At 39.7% G+C, this 21,458-nt stretch carries 8 protein-coding genes; 5 read left to right on the forward strand and 3 right to left on the reverse strand.

The window, feature by feature from the left end; genetic code table 11:
• Positions 1-8 precede the first annotated feature (8 nt).
• Positions 9-4,199, forward strand: coding sequence for an Ig-like domain-containing protein (locus KZC02_RS25885; RefSeq protein WP_221391308.1), 4,191 nt, complete (start codon positions 9-11; stop codon positions 4,197-4,199).
• Between the two features lie 100 nt (positions 4,200-4,299).
• Here the strand turns inward: KZC02_RS25885 and KZC02_RS25890 are convergent, their stop codons facing one another.
• Positions 4,300-4,554, reverse strand: a complete 255-nt coding sequence (locus tag KZC02_RS25890) for a hypothetical protein (protein WP_221391309.1) — start codon at positions 4,552-4,554, stop codon at positions 4,300-4,302.
• Positions 4,555-5,919: 1,365 nt separating this feature from the next.
• Here KZC02_RS25890 and KZC02_RS25895 point away from each other — a divergent pair.
• The 4 genes from KZC02_RS25895 (at position 5,920) to KZC02_RS25910 (ending at position 18,528) form a co-directional block, all read left to right on the forward strand.
• A complete protein-coding gene (locus tag KZC02_RS25895) occupies positions 5,920-11,973 on the forward strand; it encodes an OmpL47-type beta-barrel domain-containing protein (RefSeq protein WP_221391310.1) in 6,054 nt (2,017 codons plus the stop codon).
• A gap of 780 nt (positions 11,974-12,753) precedes the next feature.
• A complete protein-coding gene (locus KZC02_RS25900; protein WP_221391311.1) occupies positions 12,754-13,575 on the forward strand; it encodes a LytTR family DNA-binding domain-containing protein in 822 nt (273 codons plus the stop codon).
• A gap of 452 nt (positions 13,576-14,027) precedes the next feature.
• Positions 14,028-14,357 (forward strand): hypothetical protein, encoded by a 330-nt coding sequence (locus tag KZC02_RS25905; RefSeq protein ID WP_221391312.1) that lies wholly within the window; start codon positions 14,028-14,030, stop codon positions 14,355-14,357.
• 346 nt (positions 14,358-14,703) lie between these two features.
• Positions 14,704-18,528, forward strand: a complete 3,825-nt coding sequence (locus KZC02_RS25910) for a malectin domain-containing carbohydrate-binding protein (RefSeq protein ID WP_221391313.1) — start codon at positions 14,704-14,706, stop codon at positions 18,526-18,528.
• Between the two features lie 121 nt (positions 18,529-18,649).
• Here the strand turns inward: KZC02_RS25910 and rfbD are convergent, their stop codons facing one another.
• Both rfbD and KZC02_RS25920 read right to left on the reverse strand, forming a co-directional pair.
• On the reverse strand, positions 18,650-19,588 hold the full coding sequence (gene rfbD / locus KZC02_RS25915; protein WP_255637027.1) for a dTDP-4-dehydrorhamnose reductase: 939 nt from the start codon (positions 19,586-19,588) through the stop codon (positions 18,650-18,652).
• A gap of 72 nt (positions 19,589-19,660) precedes the next feature.
• The gene (locus KZC02_RS25920) at positions 19,661-21,028 is read right to left on the reverse strand and encodes a sugar transferase (RefSeq protein ID WP_221391314.1); all 1,368 of its coding nucleotides are present in this window, start codon (positions 21,026-21,028) and stop codon (positions 19,661-19,663) included.
• Between the last annotated feature and the right edge of the window lie 430 nt (positions 21,029-21,458).

Here is a 21,458-nt window from a genome sequence, read left to right on the forward strand (position 1 = left end):
AACAAATTATGACAAAAACTATGCACCCTAGATACAATCATTTAACATCGTTACTCTATAAGGTACCTTTGTTTTTTGCATTGATCCTCACTTTTAACAACTCTGTAAATGGTAGGCCATCTTCACATCCGAATAACAAAAATCCCAATACCACCAGGGAAATAAATTACCAGAAAGCTCTCCCGAATATTTGCCCGCCCATTGATAAGTTTTCTTACTCCACTCCCAAAGCTAACCTGTCCTTCACTTCCATATTTGATACAGCCATCACTGGTACTTTTACCAACCAGAATGCAGCTTTATTTGCAAAGACAAAGGCGGATACAACTGGTGAGACAGAGAACCAAAACCAGCTCACAGCTGCAATAAACTGGCTAAACATAAAATTCGCAGCATATACTACCGGTTTATTACCATCCTCCGGTGATTCAGGAAATCGTGACGGAAAGGATGCCGGTGAAAATTTCAATGCTGATTTTTTACCCGAAGGCAATTCTGCTCCAAATGGTTACGTAGCTGATATTGGTCTGCCTTTTAGTGAAGAACGCAAATATGGCTGGGTCAACCCCGTAACAAAAGCACCAGTGAACCTGGCAGCCAACATGCGGATAAGGAAAACCTCGCCAAACGCAAAACAGCGGGCGCTGGTGCAAATGCAGGCAGCTACTGAAAACCAGGTACCGGGTGCATGGGAATATATGGTCAAAAATGGTTTTTATAAAGTAACCGTAAGTGCCGGCGATTATGATTGTTTTGATGGCAGTAATCATGAGATCAATGTAGAGGGATTACCAGTAATCAGTGATTTTGTGCCATCTTACAAAGAGCGGTTTCGTGTTTCAACTGCAACCGTAAAGGTTACGGATGGTAAGCTGACAATTGATGCAAAAGGCGGGTTTAATACCAAAATGAATTATGTAAATATCAGCAGGGCAGAACCAGTGAACGATACGATTGCGCCTTTGGTAAATGCACGGTTTTCCGGGCCGGTTAAATCAGGAGCGGTTTACAAAAACCAGGCACAGGTGTTTATTACTGCCAGCGATTCCGGCGGATCCGGGCTGGCAACTTTGCAGTATGCTCTAAACAATGGCAAATATGTTAATTATTCATCGCCGCTGACCATCACAAAGCCTGGTAAATACAGGTTGAAAATTAAGGCAATTGATGCCAGTAATAATGAGACCGTTGCCGATGATTATAAATTTCAGATCATAGACGCTACTGTTGGAAGAACACTTTCGTTTTCAGTTCGTAAGCTGAGTTTTACCATTTTAAAAGGTACACGCATACTTCCGCAAATGGTTAAGATTACGGGAAGCCCGGCAATAGCATGGTTTAGTTTATCCAAAACAAAAGCAGACTGGCTCAAACTTGCAAAAAAAACTTCCCGGTTTTTAGAATTCGGCCCGCAAAATATTAGCTCCGACCTGGATGCTGGTAATTATCATACTTTGGTTACGTGCAGTGCCGAAGGCTATAAATCCGCTTCTTTACTTATCGATCTGCATGTAGTTGATGCAATGGTGCCGCAACCTATTAATGTAGATTTTCAGGATCCGCAAAGCGAACCACCGCTTGGTTATGTCCGGGATTACGGTCAGGCTTTTGGAAAACGGACAGACTTATATCAGGGTGCGGGATTAGAATACGGATGGAGGAAAAGATCAGATGGAAGTCTGCTGGACCTGACGGCGAACGGACGTAACCGTAATACTCCGGAAGATGTATTGCTTGCCACACTGGTACACATGCAGGCTAATCATATCCATCGTTTGTGGAGTGGTATAAAAACGGAAGGGTACTGGGAAATCAAAGTGCCCAACGGTATCTATGATGTAACTGTTTCGGTTGGAGATGGGGTTTTAAACATGGCGCCCGAATACCATAGTATCAATGTAGAAGGTGTCAATGCAATAAATAAATTTATACCAAATGGTAAAAAGGGCACGATAAGCCGGTTTAAATCTGCTACTGTGAGGGTAAATGTGGCCGATGAACATTTAACAATAGATGCCGACGGAGGAACGAGTACTAAAATTAATTTTGCGAGCATTGTTCCGGTTTCTCCGGCTCCGAATTTATTCTGGGCATCCAATTGCTCCAACATCATTATCAAAAAAGGTTCGGCTGAAACCAACAGATTTTCGATCGTTCTGGGCAGCTCCAATCACAGGGCGTCGTCCTACACGATCGGTGTTCGTTATGCAGAAGGGGCAGCTAAATGGATAAAGCTGAAAACGGCACCCTTGGGAATACAACCAACAATTTCCTTTGATTATTCATTGGCCAGGAATCTGCCGGTTGGAATTTACAAAGCCACACTTTATGCCATGACACCGCAGTTTACCAGCGCAAGTTTTGACGTTCAGCTAAATGTGGTAGATAAAACAAAGCCATATGTTGTTTCCTCTTCACCTGCCAATGGCTCGACGAAAGTAAGCCTTAATACAGTTAGTATAGCGGCTAACAATCTTCATATACCGGTGGCGCGTGGTTACAAAGGAGGTGTTAACAATAAAACAATCACGAATTCCAGTGTCAAATTGCTCAAACTGGTTGATAAAAATTTGATCGAGGTGACAGGTGTGGTGCAGGGAACCGGGGGCGGTGATGCGATCAGTTTTACTCCATCGGCCAGTCTGGAAGCAAATACAATTTATAAGTTTGTGGTAACTCCGTATGTGAAATCTTACACCGGAGCTGAGTTTGCGCCTTACGAATCCACTTTTGTTACCGATGCGGCCAAAGTAGACTCCAGTAATATTCTGGATGCCCAGTTTACCAAAGTTGCTATGCCGGGGACACAAAACAAAAAATACAGCACTCTGACAATTGGCCCGGACGGCAGGTTTTACGCTTTGCGCCTGGACGGAACCATTGAGCGGTATAATATAAATCACATTGACGGCATGTTGACCGGCCAGAAAATTATAAGCACTCTGGTTAAAAAATATGGCAGCCGTTCGGCAATCGGGCTGACTTTTGATCCAAAATCAACGCCAACCAATTTAATTGCCTGGGTATCACATTCTTCTGCCGGCCTTTCAGCTGCACCTTCTTTTGATGGTAATATTTCACGCCTGAGCGGTGATAGTTTACAATTTGAGGAGCTGGCAATTACCAAACTACCTCGTTCTAAAAGAGATCACCTTGTAAATAGTATGGCTTTTGGGCCGGATGGGACGCTGTATATTTGTCAGGGGAGTATGAGTTCGGCGGGTTCTTTCGATGACGATTGGCAGCGCGACGAAAGCCTGCTTGCAGGAACTGTTCTGCGATTAGATGTTAACAAGCTGAATAAATTCGTACTGCCTCTGAATGTGAAAACGACATCCAACCAGAACGTGATCAATCATGCTCCGGCCAAATCGGCCAGCATGCGTGACGGCACTTACAATCCTTATGGCAGCAGTGCTCCGCTAACTATTTATGCGTCGGGAGTACGTAACGCGTTTGATCTGGTCTGGCATTCTAACGGACAATTATATTTACCCACGAATGGCTCTGGCGGCGGTGGTAATTCTCCTGCTTCGGTAAGAGGCACTCGCAGGCCGAATGGTACATTTTATAGTGGCCCTGGTATACCGGCTACAAATGGCATACAGGCACAGCATGACTGGTTGTTCCGCATTAATCCATCCAAACCTATTGGTTATTATGGCCATCCCAATCCGCTGCGGGGCGAATACGTTTTAAACCGTGGTTTTGAAGATAATCCCTTGTATTTACCCTCGGTATCTTCCGATGATAGATATCGTGGAGGTTATGATTTTGGATTAAACAAATCTCCCAACGGCGCTTTGGAATACAAAAGCAACACATTTGGCGGCGTTTTAAAGGGCAAATTGTTAGTCTGTCGATTTTCCGGTGGCGGTGATATCGCTGTTATGGAGCCCGGTTCGTTCGTCCCAACCAGTACTCCGGCAAATGACGACAGCATTTATGATATTGTAAAAGTAACAACCGGTTCAGGAAACAGCGGATTGGTTGGTATGTCAGGTTTTGGCAATCCGCTTGATATAGTGGAAGATGTAGTAAACGGGAACCTGTATCTGATTCAGTATAACTGGAACGATAGCCCAAATCTTACCTCGCAGATTATACTTTTACGTGCACATGCTGATCAGGCACCGCTAACACTTACAACTCCGGCGAATAAACCGGCGCGCAAAATCCAGAAAAAATCAAAAAAATAATAAAGAAAGTTTTGAGAGAATTAGTAACGGAAAATTCCTGACTATTTTCATAAAAAAAGAGGCATTCTAGCCTCTTTTTTATTTTGCTAACGGTCAATAATTACGATTTGGTAGTTTTGGAAATGTAAAAAAATGAAACTCCGACACCAAGAACCAAAAGGATGATAACCAAAAACAGTGGGAGCTTGTAAGTTATATTCACAAGTTTTAAGGCATAGTCAAAGAGAAAGCTTAAACTGTTCCAAACCTTGGTATTTTTGATTGCATTGTAAATTAAAGTCCCGATTGTACCACCTGCTGCACCAATTAATAATCCGGAAATAAGAGGGTTGAGACCTGTAAAAAATTTCTTCATAGGGGTTTACTTATTTACTTTTTCTGTACTAATGGTTGAGAGTATCCAATCCTTATTATTCGTTATTTTCAACATTTAATTTACTAATTAATTCCATAGGAACCAAACAAAAAATGCAATTTTACGCAAAATATATCGTATTGTCAATAATGTCATTTAATGAATAGTAATTATTGATTTTCAACTTTTTATTTAGGTATAAATTGAATATTTCTTACTTGTATTAACGGTATGATTCGTATTGAAAATATTATTTAAATTCAATTAATTTTTTATTTGTAATAAAACTATATCTAATAGATGCAGCTTTTATATCCTACAAATTTGTACTTCTTCTGATAACATCTATGTGAATGAATTTTAGGGTAAATATTCAAAATTCAAAAATACCTGCCCAATAGTTCCAATCAAAATAAAATGATATTTTAAGTTAAATAAAGTATGTTTATATTGATAAAATTGAAATTTTGATGAAAATTTTCGTGATATAGTATAAGAAATAATTGAAATTATCAAAGCTTAAAAAATCTAAGTTGTTTGCGTATATATATGATAGTTAATTAAGTTGCTATCATATTTAGATGGCCAGGATTATCAAATAAAACATTGCTAATCTGTTTTTTGATCATGAAAAGAACTGCTTAATATATAATGGATTGTAACAGGCGGATATTTATTGTGTAGAATTTTTTTAATAGAATGTCAATAAGCTTTTATCGGTAATTATTAATTTATAAGATAAGAGCAACTATTTGTTGGTCAATTAGTTATTTTGTTTCTAAAAATGCAACTCATAATTATTCAAATGGAAACAGGTGGTTTTGTTTTAAAAGTTGATTCGAAAATATTTATCAAATAAATTTAATTGAATTGCCTGTTTAATGTGTGAATTTGCCCGTTTTATTATAATTTTTCTAAATAATAAGTCGTTGATTTGATAATTTTACGTTATTTGCAGATCCGTTACACTCCTTCCACAATATTTATCTGATATAGTGTTTTAGTAATCCGGATTTGACCGATACCAATTTTATATCAATCTTCTTAAAAAATAATTTGCTTGATTTATTCAGAAACCCCGCAATTATTTGAATCTATATTTTACCCTCCCAATTTTTTTTAAGATATCGTCGTTTTCACTAATAACTAAGAAATCTTATGCGGAAAAAGGATCACTTATTAATGTTGTAATGGCCGTAAAAAGCTAAATGCATTTCCATATTCAGGTTTACAATTCAATGAGTCTTCTTATTATTCAGACGGTATTCAACCAACAGCAATCCTTGTTTTATTTATGAACTTTGTTTTTTTGCTGTTGCGGGGATTTCAGGCTGGTACATTTTTAGATGAGCTTAAAACATAATCATGACAAAAACTATGTACTTTAATTCTAAATCTCATTTAATATTATTTTTAAAAATACAATTCACACTGATTGTATTCGCAGCCTCTTCTAACGCTTACAGCAAAGCTATTCCGGCCCTCCATAAAACAATTGAAGCGTCTGGTTATCCCGATACATTAGCAGTAGGTTGTTCTCCGATCAGTACATTGTCCTGTTCGGCACTTAAAGTTGACCTTCCTTATTCTTTATCATTTAATGCCGCCGTTGCTGGTACAATCACCGATAAAAATGGTGTAGGAACCGGATTTACTACAGTAAATACTTATTCGGGAACACGGCTTACAGCGGATGGTCAGCCAACGAACACTCAGGTTCCTGGTTATGAACCATCAAAAATAACGGTCACCGGTGGGCGCTTACAGCTTGTAGCCAATAAGGGCATCGATTTCCTGACTAATAACAACCAGCTCAATGTTCTGGGCGTGAAAATTAAACCAACCAGAAAAGTGCAGCTTGAAGTAAAGCTGATCAATCCTGTGAATAAAACGGCATCCCAGCAAGGCGGGTTATGGTATGGTCGTAACGATAAGACATACATTAAGCTGGGCGTTACGGGTAATAAAGTTGAGCTGAGAAAAGAAATAAATGATGTGACCAGTGTAACAGCAGGGCCCAGTAATCCTGACCAGCGCATTACCGCCGTAATCAGTAATCTGAATACAAAAACCGTACAATTGCGAATGGTGATTGATTCCATGGCTGGTACGGTTGCAGGTTATTATTCAATAGATGGAGGTATCACATTCATTAATGCGGGCATGACGTATGCGTTGCCGGAGCTTAGTGTTACCGGTATGGCTTTAACGGACAGTGTTGCATACGGCGGAATTTTTGCGACTTACCGTAACGGATCGAACCCTGATACTTACAATTTTGATGATTTCGGTATCAGCAGTTTAACTACACCGACCGTATTACAAACTGTTCAGATTGATTTCCTTCCCAAAACAACGACTGCACCTGATGGTTTTCTGGCCGATGTTGGACTGGCTTTTAATGTAAACCGTAAATATGGCTGGCTGAATACGGCTACTCAGCAGCCATCGGATTACAGTGCCAACATGCGATTACGAAGCGGGACTACGGACGCAAAACAACGCTCGCTCGTGCAAATGCAGTCTACCACGGATAATAAGGCTCCCGGAAGCTGGGAATATACGGTACCGAACGGCTTGTACACGGTTACAGTAAGTGCGGGGGATAATAATTACTATGATAGTAATCACCAGATTAACGTAGAAGGATTACCGGCTGTTTCGGATTTTACGCCATCTTCTTCGAATAAATTTCGGGTTGCTACGGCAACTGTGCAGGTCAATGACGGGAGATTAACTATAGATGCAACGGGGGGAACAAACACTAAAATGAATTATCTGATTTTTGCACCTGCAAAATCAGTAACGGACGTTACTACGCCAACTGCAAGTGCCAGATTTGTCGGTACACTTAAATCAGCAAGAGTTTACGACAAACAGGTCCAGGTATATATTACAGGCAAAGATGAGGGCGGGTCTGGATTGACCAAGTTGCAGTACACTTTGAATGGAAGTACATATACCAATTATACTGCTCCTTTTGTGATTAACACACCGGGAAGTTACAGCATGGCTGTTAGGGCTGTTGATGCGAATAATAATGAAACCGTTACAAATGTCTATTATTTTAGCGTTTACGACGAAACTGCGTATCAGGCTGTCAATATAGATTTTTTGCCTGAGGGGGCTCCATTGGCAGTAGGCTTCACCCCGGATTACGGAAATCCGTTTGCATCCTCAAGGAAATTTGGCTGGTTGAGTGCATATTCCGGAAATCCATCCGATTATCGGGCTAATATGCGTTTGCGGAGTGATACTACCTATGTAAAACAACGAACGCTGGTAGAAATGCAGTCCAATACGGACAATGAGCAGCCGGGAGTATGGGAACATATTGTCCCAAATGGACTATACACGGTAATTGTAGGAGCAGGTGACAGCGATTATCTCGACAGCGATCACCAGATCAATGTGGAAGGTTTACCCGTTGTCAGTGATTTTATTCCTTCTGCTGACGAAAAATATCGCGTTGGAACAGCAACTGTTCAGGTTAATGACGGCAGGCTTACAATTAATGCAACCGGCGGAGTAAAAACCAAAATGACTTACCTGAGTTTCAGCCTCGCCAGTACAGTTGCTGATACGGTTGCACCGGTAACGAATGCCCGTTTTGAAGGTTCGGTATATGCCACAGATGTTTACAATGATCAGGTTAAGATATTTATTACAGCAGCAGATGAGGGCGGATCAGGCCTGGCAATCCTGCAATATGCGATAAACGACGGAGCCTACATTAATTATACAGTACCTTTTGCCATACAAACCCCGGGTGATTATAATTTAAAAATCAAAGCTGTTGATGCTAACGGGAACCAGAAAATTGTATCTGCCTATAATTTCACGGTAATTGATCCGAATGCGCCTAAAATCCTTTCTTTTTCGAAGGAAAGAATAAGTTTTACCATATTGAAAGGACAAACGATATTGCCGCAGACCGTAAATCTGACAACAAGCCCGACAACAAATTCGTATATTTTTGCTAAAACGGAAGCAAGCTGGCTAACTCTGCCGGCAAAATCACGCACTTTACAATTTGGCCCGGACAACATTAATTCCAACATGCCGGTAGGGGATTACCAGGCTCTGGTGACTTGTACTGCGGATAATTATCAGACTGCAACGCTTCTCATCGATCTGCATGTAATTGAAGATAGCAAGCCACAAGTCAGTGATGTAAATTTTCAGGATGCTGCAACTGTACCTCCATTGGGTTATGTGCGTGATTATGGGCAGGCATACGGAGTACGGACCGGGCAGTATCAGGGTGCAGGGTTGGAATATGGCTGGAGAAAACGCTCGGATGGAACTGTTGTCAACCTGACAGCGAACGGCCGTAATCGTAATACGCCGGAAGATATTTTACTGGCTACGTTATTCCATATGCAAGCCGATGACATCCCCGGGACTTTTGCTGGTACAAAAACGGAAGCATACTGGGAAATGAAAGTGCTGAATGGTACTTATGACGTAACCGTCGCTGTGGGCGATGGTTTGGTAAACACTTCTCCTGAACTCCATTCCATTAATATTGAAGGGGTGAATGTAATAAACCAGTTTATTCCAAACGGAAAAAAAGGGACTAACAGTCGTTTTAAATACGTTACATCCAGGATCAATGTCACGGATGAATATCTGACTATAAATGCCGATGGAGGTACAAATACCAAAATCTGTTCAGTCAATATTCTACCGGTTTCGCTGGCTCCTTATTTATTCTGGGCGTCGAAAACTACAAACGTTCTTATAAAAAAAGGATCTGCTGAAAACAGTTCATTTTCGATTGTGCTGGGAAGTTCCACGAGTTCGGCATCCGGTTACACACTCACAGCAAATTATGGGTCAGGTGCGACAGGATGGCTTTCTTTCAACCCGTCTCCTACAGGATTACAGGCTAATGTAAGTTTTGATTTTTCGGCGGCGAAAAATCTGGCAATAGGAATTTACAAGGCAACAATTAAAGCAACCTCAGCCGGATTTACCAGCGCAGCATTTGACATTCAGATTAACGTAGTAGATGGTTCAAAACCCTACGTAATTTCTTCATCGCCGGCTAATGGTTCGACTAAGGTTGCTTTAAGTACGGTCAGTATCGCTGCTAATAATTTACATATTCCTATTGTTGAGGGATTTAAGGGCGGGGTTAATAATAGCACCATTGATAGTTCGACTGTTAAATTACTTAAAATTGTAAACGGTACAAGTACCAAAGTGGCAGGAGTAGTGCAGGGAACGGGTGGAGGTGATGTAATCAGTTTCTCGCCATCGAGCGGCCTTGAAGCCAATACAGTTTATAAATTCGTAATTACGTCCGGTGTGCAATCCTACACAGGTGCAGGTTTTTCACCATACGAAGCAACCTTTACTACGGCAGCAGCCAAAATTGACTCAAGCAATATTCTGAATGCCCATTTTACCAAAGTGCCGATTCCCGGTACGCAGAATCAGAAATATACTTCTTTAACCGTCGGGCCCGATGGCAGGTTTTATGCACTCAGGCTTGACGGAGCAATTGAACGTTACAATATCAATCATGCAGATGGTATGCTGAGCAGTAAATTTACCATCAGTACGCTGGTCAATAAATATGGTAACCGTTCGGCAGTTGGGCTGGTTTTTGATCCACTGTCAACCGCATCTAATTTGATTGCATGGGTTTCCCACTCATCAGAAGGATTGGCTTCGGCACCGACTTTTGACGGTAACATTTCGCGTTTACAGGGAGATAATCTGCAAAATGAACAGTTGGCCGTTACTAAACTACCGCGTTCAAAAAGAGACCATCTGGTCAACAGCCTCGCTTTCGGGCCGGATAGCGCCTTGTATATTTGCCAGGGAAGTATGAGTTCGGCAGGATCTTACGATGGTGACTGGCAACGGGAAGAAGTGTTACTTTCAGGTGCCGTGCTAAGGCTTGATCTGGTAAAGCTCAGCGGGTTCAATTTACCCTTGAATGTTCAGACTACCTCAAACCAAAACCTGATCAATAATGCACCGTCCATTTCGGTGACTATGAGCGACAGTACCTACAATCCTTATGGAAGCAGCTCGCCTTTAACTATTTATGCATCTGGTGTTCGTAATCCTTATGATTTGGTGTGGCATTCCAATGGCCAGCTTTATCTGCCCACGAATGGTTCGGGAGGTGGAGGTAACTCTCCGGCTTCGGTAACCGGTACCCGAAGGCCAAATGGCACATTTTATAACGGGACAGAAGTAACTGCTACAACAGGCATTGCTGTACAGCACGACTGGCTGTTCAGGGTTAATCCTGCCATGCCGGTTGGTTATTTCGGGCACCCAAATCCACTGAGAGGTGAATATGTTCTGAACCGCGGATTTATGGATAATAATAAATATTTCCCATCTGTTGGTACTGACGTTAATTATCGGCCGGCTGCTTATGATTTTGGATTAAATAATTCACCAAACGGGGCTTTGGAATATAAAAGCAACACATTTGGTGGTATTTTAAAAGGCAAACTCCTTGTGTGTCGTTTTGCCGGGGGAGGAGACATCGCCGTTATGGAACCGGGTTCCAAAGTGAAAACCAGTTATTCCGGTAATGACGACAGTATTTATGATATTGTAAAGGTTACTACCGGTTCGGGAAATAATGGGCTCGTGGGCATGTCGGGATTCGGCAATCCGCTTGATATTGTGGAAGATGTGGTTAACGGGAATTTGTATATAGTAGAATATAACTGGAATGACAGCCCTAATTTAATATCACAGATAACGCTGTTAAAGGCGCAAACAGGACCTGCTCCGGCTGTAAGAACTGCGGCGAGCTACGAACCTGTAAGCAATGAAGTTCAGGCTAAGAACAAGAAATATGATATTACTGTAAGTAACAAAGGCGGTGATGTTCTGAGGGTGAAAAGTATCCGCATTACCGGACCTGACGCAGCAAAATTCAGGATTACTGATGTAAACCTGCCAACTGAAAAATCTCCATTAAGAATACGCAAAAATAGCCCGGTAACATTTAAAGTATATGCTAAAGCTGCGGCACCTGAGTTCGCTTGCTATGCGAAACTGTTGATAACCAGCATGGATAATTCAGTAACAGAAGTTGATATCAACAATGCGCTGGAAAGTGATATCATTGAATTTGAAAATATCCAGGCGGAAATTAATGATGACGGTTTAATGGATCATAGCCTGGAAGTGTACCCTAATCCTAATGACGGGCGTCCGTTGTCAGTTCAGCTCAAAAGGTTTAACAGCCAGGAAAAGGTCAGTATTTATCTGTACGATAAAACGGGCAACATGATTAAATTTATAAAAGGGGTAACGAATGAAAAAGGTGAATTCACAACCGGAATTCCCCTGAATGGCATTGTAAAAAGCGGTTTTTACATTGTCAGGGTTGAGTATTTATCAGGTTTTAGAGTTGCGAAAATTATCAATATAGATTAATTGCCCTGAATAATATTAGTCTTACTGAAACTTACAAATGCAATCTGAAATGGATAAAAACAGGTTGCATTTGTAATTAATAGGTTTTTTATCCTAAAAATTGGCATGATTTTAATAAAGCAACGGAGAAAATTTTATTCAGGTTCTTTTGGTTGATTGCAATATTGACAATTTTTAAAACAGAATTTCGGTTTGATCGGACTAATTAAAAATTTTAAATTTTTACTAGCGATAACCTGTCTTTTTTATATTCAGCACATATTTTCGTCATATTTTTTGTAAACTTTGTATATAATATAATTGTTAGCAAGTTAAAATGTTGGGGATAAAATTCCACTATTTGTCCTTTAATGTAATATTATTAAGAATTAACTTTGTCTGAAATAAACTTATGATGAAAGAAATATATTAAGATTACATATATCCCTTATCTTCGTATAACCGTTAACTAACTTCGCCTGATATAGCGCATATACATCCGTAGTCACCGTTTAGAACAAATTAAAACTAAAATATAGTAACCGTAATTTTATCAGATAAATGTTTCAAAAGTTGCCGGGCATAAATGTTTGGTGAAATAGGGGGTTCTAATTCGATACAACCTAAAAATTATAATAATCCAATATTCTGGTTTTAAACAAAAAACAATTGCAAGATACTATTTTGTACAAATTCGCAATTATTAAGTTTTTGTCACAATACAATCCAGTCTTTTAGCTTCGGCCCGGTTTAATCATGTAATGAAGATAGTAATCATTTTAAGTAAATTTCCCTTCCGTTATGACTGATGTATTAATTATTGAAGATGATTTAGAAGAGGCAAATCTGTTAAAGGAAATGATTGAAGATACTGGGACTGACTACAAGGTTTGCAGTATAATACACTCTGTTGCAGATGCCAGAATATGGCTAATGAAAAACAGGGCTCCTCAGCTCATTTTTTGCGATATTCAATTATCTGACGGATTGGGTTTTAAAATTTTCCAGGATCTTTCCATTACAATTCCTGTTGTATTTTGTACTACTTACCATGAATATGCGCTTGAAGCTTTTGAAAATAATGGTATAGATTATCTCATTAAACCAATTGACAACGTAAGGCTGCATAAAAGCCTGAGAAAGTACTCCCAGCTAAAGGAATTATTTGGGGAAGCTAATAATTCCAATTATAACAAGCGCTTTAATGGTGGCATTCCATACATGAATGGCTACAAAAGTTCTCTGCTGGTTTATTATCAGGATAAGATCATACCAATCAGCCTGGATCAGCTGGACTTCATATATTATAACAACTATCAGGTAACGGTTCATACGCAAAATGCTCACTATGAGACCCGTGATACATTAAATAATATATTCGCAACACTCAATCCCCGTGATTTTTTTCGTGCTAACAGGCAGTTTATCATACATCGCAAGGCTGTTACAAGTATACAGCAATACTTTGGCAGGAAACTATTAATCGGTACATCATCGCCAACTCCTGAGCCTGTAATTATCAGTAAGGCCAACGCATCTGAGTTTCTGAAATGGGTCGAAGGATTGAAAAGTGATGCAGTTACAATGCCCCTGATTATGGATAGCGCCCGTTTTATTGGTTAATTTGTCCGTCTTATTATATTGTTATTCAAGCCTGACTATTTTCTTCGCATTTTTGACTGAAAATGTGATATTACAGTTCTAAATCCAATTTAATCAACTTTGGAATTTTTTACATTTGAATCCGAAATTCAATTCCAGCTACTTTTCTTTTTATAAATATTGCATGGGCGATATGGATAAAACATCATTTGTATAACTAATATTACAAGTACTCAAAGTATATTTACGACGGTTGATTCAGTATATCTTTTAAATAAATATAAGACATTTTGGTTGTCTTAAAGATGCTGTTGATTTAAAGAAACGAAAAGTAGTTTTTGAAAAAAGAGAATAATAACATAAAATAGGTGTTCGTATATTGATAAACGTTATTTTTTATATAGCCGAATAAATTTGACATTATATCATATTATTTATTAATGTCTAAGCAATCTGGATTGACTCCGTACAATATGAAAAAGTCTAATATTTTTGTTTACATTGAATTGTCTAAATTTGTTGAAAGTCTTACAACCAACATGTTATTATGTAAGCAGCATTTGAAGTCGCAGGCAAGTTATTTTTTGTTAATTCCATCTAAATACTTCTCGGTCAACCTGAATACGGAATGGGAAAGCATTTGTCATGTAGTCACGAAAAATGGCCCGGGACTAAATGAAAATGGTAAGGTAATATGCAATGCAGTGATCAATACAATTGACCAAATGTCGGCACAGGAGTGCCTGGCTGTAGCAAACCGTATTTTTTTACTGCACGAACAAGTAAAAAAAGAGTTTGCTTAATAATATACCCTTTCAAAATCAGTTATTTAAAGAAATTGGTTTACTTGGAACCCAATAGATACTCCCTCCTGACATAAAAATAAATTAGTGTTCTTATTATAAGTTTAACCCTCTTTACAAGTGTAATTAATAGAGTTCAGATCCGTTCAATCCTTATTCAGGTTTTGTTGAAATCACTTTACAATAATGTAAAGGTGATATAATCCGGGCTATATCTATTCCTAACATTTTTTAGAAAACCTTATGTACGTATCCATATATTTTTTGTCAATTTTTGAAAATTTAAAAACAAATCATGATTAAAATGATGTACCGAAGATTAAATTACTTATCGTTTCTCTTTAAAATGCACATGATTCTGGCAGGATTATGTGCATCTTTTCATTTAACCCAGGCCAAAGCGGTAGTTGAAGCTGGACACAGCAATACGGCGATAGTTGAAGATGCCTGCTCGCCGGTAAGTACACTTCCTTGTTCTGCCATCAAGGTCACCCTTCCTTTTACATTGTCGTTTAATGCTGGTGTTGCAGGTTCTATCCTTGATAAGGCAGGGGTTGGAACTGGTTTTACCACCGTTAATACGTATTCGGGAACCAGAGCTGCTTCCGACGGAGCGGTTGTCAATTCACTGGTACCGGGTTATGTTCCATCCAAAATATCGGTTACCGGTGGCAGTTTAGTACTCACCGCCTGTAAAGGGATAGATTCACAGACCAATAATAATATGCTCAATGTGCTTGGGGCAAAGGTTGCGTCGGTGAAAAAAATGCAGCTGGACGTCACTATTATTAATCCTTTAAACGCAGCATCTTCCCAACAGGCTGGATTATGGTATGGCATCAATGACAAAACGTTTATTAAGTTGGTTGTTTCCGCCAACAAAGTTGAATTAAGAAAAGAAAAAAATGATGTAACAAGCTCTGTCACATCTAATAATCCTGACCAACGTATTACAGCTACTATCAGTAATCTTAATACGCAAACTGTGCGCCTGCGTATGGTTATTGATTCGGCAGCCAATACGGTTGAAGGTTTGTATTCCACCGACGGTATCAATTATATTAGCACCGGAGCCACTTATTCAATTCCAACCCTGGATATTACAGGATTAGGTGTTACGGGAAATGAAGTTTATGCGGGTATTTCCGGAACGTACCGCAATAGCAGCACTGCCAATACATATACCTTTGATGACTTCTCAATTAAAGATTTAAACGCAGTCGCTCCTGTTTTTCAAGCTATCAATGTTAACTTTCGCCCGACAGGAACGGCTGCACCAGCTGGTTACCTGGCTGATAACGGTTTGGCGTTTGATGCAACACGTAAGTACGGATGGATCAGTCCGACTACAAAGCTGCCAATTGATCTTAAAGCAAATATGCGTTTAAGAACCGGCTCCACTGATGCCAAACAATTGTCTTTGGTCCAAATGCAGGCAACTACTGATAACCAGAAGGAAGGTGTATGGGAATACGCTTTGCCGGCGGGATTATATACCGTTACAGTCAGTGCGGGAGATAATAATTTTTACGACAGTAACCACCGTATCAATGTTGAAGGTTTACCAACAGTGAGTGATTATGTTTCCAGTGCTCAAAATAAATTTCGCGTGGCAACAGCAACCGTTCAGGTTAATGATGGAAAACTTACAATTGATGCTACCGGCGGGGTTAATACAAAAATGAATTACGTTATCATCAACCAGGCTTCGACTGTTGCTGATGCAGTTGCTCCTACTGCCAGTGCACGTATTACAGGTACCTTATTATCACCTAATGTTTATGAAGATCAGGCGCAAATATATCTGACCGCTACGGATACAGGAGGATCGGGCTTGTCAAAACTACAATACTCCATCAACAACGGAGCCTATATCAATTATTCACTTCCTATCAGTATCATCACCTCAGGTAATTACAGCCTGAAAGTGAAGGCAGTGGATGCCAATAATAATGAAACCATTACCAGTGATTACAATTTCGGCGTAATAGTTAAGCCAGCTACAGGTGTATATATGGTATTGAAAAATATGGATAATTTCCCGGCCAATGACCAGCTGGTTTTTTCATATATCAATATTCCATGGAGGCGTACAAGCCCGGATACAACTGTATATAACTCGAATCATGACCGGGTGAAACTCAGGATTTACAGCAAAGGCACTGGAAAGCTTACTATAAATAGTATGGGATTATCCAATTCTTCGGCCTGGAAAATAGCTTCTATCAATGCGGACACCACTTCGGCACTTCCTATACTGATTAATCCCGGCGCTTATGCTGAGGTGACTGTGCAGTTTATGGCACGTGATCTGATGCCAAGAGTTCAGTTGTTTGCAGATACCCTGACCATAACGAGCAATGACAGCCTGGCTCCGCTCAAAAAAGTTATGCTGCGCGGTATATGGCAAAAAAGAGGTGAAGGGAATTACGAGCCTTATGCACAGGAAATTATCAACGGATCCGGATTCAAATCCCAAACCGGATATACTAACAATGATGCTGGTATAAATGGTAAAACGATAGTTCCGAATTCAAGCGAGATTGCTGCTTCCTACTTTGTAAAAGCGGATAATAGTAAGCCTGTTACGGTTTACCAGGTAGCTGCTTATCACGGTTGCTGTGCTGCAACGGAATCAATCAGGTTTTTCCCGAAAGGATCCACCACGCTTACAACCATTTTTACCCATACGAATCTGGATGGACAGTCTATGCTGCCGAGGTTAAGAACGCCGATCACTTCTCCTGCCCAGGGTTCTTTTGAGTCAGCTGTTCCTTTTGGATTTACCATTGGTACTGCCAATACGGACAGAACAAAGAACTACAATAAACTGATTGGGATCCGGATTTTGAAAGCTTATGATTCTGATGGTAATATTATTCCTAATGCCTATTTCTTCAATGGTGATTACCTGGGAACGGCATATACCAACTTTGATTATCAGGATAATATATACTATGTAGAAAACATCAAGCCTGAAACAGGCTCTGTTGGTTATTCCGATCTGGCATCTGTCAATGCTTCTGCAGTGAATTTCAATACCATTCAGGCCGGTGCCACTACTCCTGTTACGCTTACACTTAAAAACATGGGCATAGCTTATTCTGGTACGCCGAGCGATCCTGCTATAACGCTCATCAGTGCACAGATATCAGGTGTTAATGCCAGCGAGTTTACGGTTGGTTCACTGGCAACTACTAATATGGCTGTGCAGGGTACGACCCCGCTGACAGTTACATTTAAACCTAATTCAGTGGGTATAAAAAATGCGGTTTTACTAGTAAAATACAACAATGCAGCTTCACCGCTCCGCATTCCGTTATACGGAATTGCCAATAGCAGCAGTGCATCGGTAAGTGTAGCGAAACGCATTAAAAGTGGTGTCAATACCAATATGACAATTGGAAATAACGTTTATGAAAACGACCAGAATTATAGAAAAGGGTCTGTCAAACTGGATGTTCAGGTAGGTCTGACGGATGTAAGAAGCACAGACATCGATTCTTTATACCAAAGTTATCTGTCATCCGCAGCTGACCTGGCCGAAACCAGTTATGAGATCCCTCTTTCCAATGGTAACTATGCTGTTCGTATGCATTTTATAGAAAATTACTGGACAGCCGAAGGCCTGCGTATTTTCAGTGTGACTGCAGAAAATAATAAAGTATTGTCCAATCTGGATATATTCAGGGAAGTAGGGTACAGGACTGCTCTGGTTAAAGATTTTAATGTAACGATAAGTGATGGTGTACTTAATATGAAGTTCAATCCAACTGCTAACCGATTAGCCATTGCCGGTTTAGAGATATATAAAATCACCAACAATAATACGAGAGTTGCAACTGCAGATAGTGTGGTTGAAACAGCTCCAAAGAAAATCCTGATTACTTCAGAAGATAAAATACTGGAGAAAGGATTGTCGGTTTATCCTAACCCGAACACCGGAAGCCAGATTTACCTGAATGCTACCAATTTCGGCAAAAATGAAAAGGTAAACGTATCTATTATAAACTTGTCCGGCCAGGTCATTCAGACACAGACATTTGTAACGGATCAGTCAGGTAGTGCAATTCTGCCTGTAAACGCGGGAAATAAACTGCACAAAGGAATGTATATCATAAGTGCTCAGTCGGCTACGGGTATTTTGCGCTCCAAATTGCTGATTGAATAGAAGATTTTTAATACATCTTACCAACTCTGCACAGGCTGGCTGAAATTTTCAGTCAGCTTTTTTAATACAAATAAATAAAAAACGCACCATTTGTTCCTATCCGGAATGGTGCGCTTTTTATTTATTTGTAATTTTTTATTGCTTCCAGTTTTTCAATGCAAACTGCAAGGCTGTCACGCCAGTAAGGAATTTTGATACCAAACGTATTTTTTATTTTTGTTTTGTCCATGACGGAATAAGCCGGACGGACTGCTTTTGTAATATATTCAGAGGTTTTTACCGGATTGGTTACAGCACTTGTTTCACTTATTTCAAATATAGCTTTTGCGAAGTCATACCAGGATGTAACACCTTCGTTACTGTAATGATAAATGCCGTATGCCTCACTATTTGATTCGATAATGTCGAGTATTGCCGCAGCCAGGTCAATCGCGTATGTAGGGGAGCCCACCTGATCCACAATCACACCTACCTGTCCCCGTTCTTTTCCGAGGCGCAGCATGGTTTTTACAAAATTGTTTCCATATTCCGAATACAGCCAGCTGGTACGCAGCGTAAAATGTTTTGGTAAAATAGTTGCAATGGATGCTTCACCTTCAAGTTTAGTAAGGCCATAAATATTTTCCGGCTCTGTTCGGTCAGTTTCCGTCAGTAAATGCGGAACATTGCCTTTAAAAACGAAATCGGTTGAAATATGAATCAACGCGGCGTTATGCTGAGCGCAGGCGATTGCAATGCAGGTTGCACCGTCACGGTTTACTTTACGGCATATTTCCTGGTCATCTTCCGCTTTGTCAACTGCAGTATATGCAGCACAGTTGATAACAAATGAAGGTTTTTCCTTCAGAAACAATTTATTCAGCAAATCAGCATCCAGAATATTTCCTTCTTCTTCGCTAGGGAAAGAAATGTTGGCAAGATTTCTCTCTGCGGATACTTTTTTTAAGCAACTACCTAACTGGCCGGAGGCTCCAAGAACAACTATTTTCATGATCGGATTATAAATAATTCTGCAAATATAACAGCTAAGGTAACATCTTAAGACAGAAAAACCCGGCAAAATAAATTGCCGGGTTTTTACTAAACTATATTTAACGTTGAGTAAGAGATGAGTTAGTAAATTCCAGTTATATCATTGCCCTCTGCCTAACACCATAACCTGAACTGTTCTGAAAATCAGCAGTACATCGTCCAACACACTGTATGTTTTTAAATACTGAAGATCATATTTCAATCTTTCCACATTTTTCGCCACTGTGTCCGCATATCCCACATTAATTTGTCCAATGGATGTAATGCCAGGCTTAACTGTCAGCAACCTCTGGAAATCATGGGGAGCAGCTTCCATCAGCATATCCACATCGTATTTGAACAAAGGACGCGGGCCAACTACCGACATTTCTCCTTTAAGTACATTGATGAACTGAGGCAATTCATCCAGTCTCGATTTTCTCAGAATCCTTCCAATTGAAGTGATCCTTGGATCGTGATCACCCTGAGAGTGCTGCAAGCCCATTTTGTCTGCATCAACACGCATACTCCTGAACTTGTAGATGTAGAACATTTCTCCCCAGCGTCCGGACCGCTGCTGTTTAAAGAACACGGGTCCCGGTGAGGTAATTTTAATAGCTGCCCATACTGCAAAGAAAATCGGAGCACCCAAAATCATAACAATGACTGAAAAAACAAGGTCAAAAGTGCGTTTCAGTGTTTGCTCATTAAAACTAGAGAACGGTTTCGTATTGACCTGAATAATCGGATACATATCGTGGTATTCGATTGTTGCCATATTCGTCATGAAGCCACGGAAATCAGGAACCAGCCTTATTTGTGTCCTCTGACGTTCGCCCATGCGGATCACATCCTGAACCTGTTCGTCGTCCATTTCGGACAAGCAGCAATAGATGTAATCAAGCTTCTTTTCTTTCACCATTGCTTCCAAGGATTCCAGTTTGTTGGACAGCCCGTCCATTTCAAACATACCATAAAAGCGATAACCCAACTCTTTGCGCTCGTTGTAAAATTCGCGGATCAAAGATGCAAGATCCCCTTTTCCTAAAATAACGTAGCGGTTGTAATTATATCCTGCCTGGCGGTAAACTTTAAGAAAAAGAATTGTGGCCGCTCTGAATGCTGTGGTAGTAACAATAAACAACCCGTAAGTCATCAAAAACTGGTATCTCGAATAATCTTCACCTTGTTTTGTAAGATAAAGAAAGGATATCATGATGGCACAATGTACCGATACCGCTTTCAGGAACTTACTTAACTGGGTATTAAAATGATAAGATAACCTTGTGAAGAGATAGGTTTTAAAAACATGTATGATAAAAATCCATACAAGGTTAGCAACCAGTAACAAATTTATATACGGGTGCTGAAATATGCCCGACCAATGCTCAAATCGAAATAAATAAGCTGCAAAAAAGCTAAAATTCAAGAGACCTACGTCTGCCCATAAGTGTGCTTTAGGGAGAAGTCCCTGATAATGATTTTTCATAAAAATAACGTTGAGTAAATTTTGTACAATTATAATACGCTTACAATGCTTTCCAGATTAACTTACCAGAGAAAATTGTTATTAGAACTTTCAGATTTCATTCATAAAACGTAATGTTTTAATTCTGCACTGCTCCAAAAAGTTTTATATTTGATTTAACAAGTTTAAGACAATTCTTTTATTTTTCAAAATAATATCAAATAAATATTTTGTTGCAAACTTGGTTAATCAATAGTTAATGTTCAATTTTTATTATTAGATCAATGTGTGTCTTTCTTTTATACAATTCACAAAAATCATTCCCGGGTCTTGCTTTTTGTGTCTTTAGGTGAATTAATTTTCACCTTCCTCTTATTTTAATACAAAAACAAATAAATCTTACTATCTGTATATTTGAGGAACCTGTAATTTTAATCTGACGCTCGTTGAG

The organism is Dyadobacter sp. NIV53 (genome assembly GCF_019711195.1).
Classification (GTDB): domain Bacteria; phylum Bacteroidota; class Bacteroidia; order Cytophagales; family Spirosomataceae; genus Dyadobacter.